This is a genomic window from Blautia sp. DFI.1.216 (assembly GCF_020594215.1).
GTDB lineage: Bacteria > Bacillota > Clostridia > Lachnospirales > Lachnospiraceae > Blautia_A > Blautia_A wexlerae.
On sequence record NZ_JAJDML010000141.1, the window covers coordinates 1 to 1,269 of the forward strand.

Genomic DNA, 1,269 nt, shown 5'->3' on the forward strand with positions numbered 1-1,269 from the left:
TCTGCATTTTCTTCTTTCAACATCTGCCAGCCCACAAGTTTGTACTGTGTACCGATTTCTAAGCCCTCTAAGGTTACGGTATCAATGATTGTTACCTCTTTTTCAGCTTCAAGCTCTTTGTTGCCGTCTTTATCGGTAGCGGTTGTATGTATCTTGATGATACGCTCTGTGATAAGTACCGTCTGCCCGTCGTCCTTAATGTCTTTATGCTCCGCAACTTTTACGGGTTCGTCTGAATTGCTCAAATCGTATAATTCCTCGAATGTTACCAGATTTTTACCGCCAAGCTCGGACGCATTGAATGTATATGTAATTTCTATTTTCATTTCCTCATCATCAGCGACAAAGGTATAGTCATTTTCTACACGCTTTCCGTCAATGACAAGCTCGGCGTTTTCTTCCTTTAACATCTGCCAACCTTTGAGCTGATATTTTGAGCCTTTTGTAAGTCCGTCTAATTTGACCGTATCAACGATTGTTACCTCTTTTCCTGCAAGGATAGTCTTTTCGCCGTCCTTGCTGGTCGCTGTGGTATGGATAGAGATTTCTTTTTCGTATTCATCAGTCAGCGTCCCTAAATCAATCACAAGGTTATTTCTTGATACCACGATTTCAAAAGGTGGGATAAGTTCAAAGCCTTTGTTACTATCACAACGCATTTCTTCAATGATGTAGGTATCATAAGGTAATGCACCCTTGCTGTCGTCTGGTTCAGAAGTTCCAAACCACACACCGTCCTCGCTGGTCTTTCCTGCGTTGGTATTATGCTTATGAGAAGCCCATTCAGCAGAAGTGGAGAATTGCCCGTTATCATCAGTTACCACGACGTGATTTTCGCCCGTTGTCTTGCTTGTGATCCTAAAAGGAACATCAGCAAGACGCTTGTGTGTGCCTGCACCGATTTTTACACCCTCAATATCTCCACGCTTAATCTGATTATAGATAGAATGGGCTTTTTCGGTTAAGTCCACGATTTTTCCATTTTCTGTGATTGTAAAATCAATCGGCTTTGCACCGTCAGTTAAGTAACCGTTGGGAGCTTCACTCTCAACGATACGGAATTTTCCATAAGGTAAGAGGTCAGAAGAAGTAGAAGCGACACCCTCAATATCTGTACGAATTGTCTTTACCACTTCATTTTTCTTGTATAACTTGCCCTCAACCAATACTGCATTATCATTTAAGGAAATGATGTCAAAGGCAGTATCTTTCAAAGTGGCACTTCCTTGTGGCTTTGTATCGCCCGTTTCTAAATCTCGTTTCTGAATT

The 1,269-nt window shown here is 41.6% G+C and carries 1 pseudogene; it reads right to left on the reverse strand.

The features are described from left to right. Positions 1-1,269, reverse strand: a pseudogene (locus LJE11_RS19080) (SrtB-anchored collagen-binding adhesin); the annotation flags it as partial.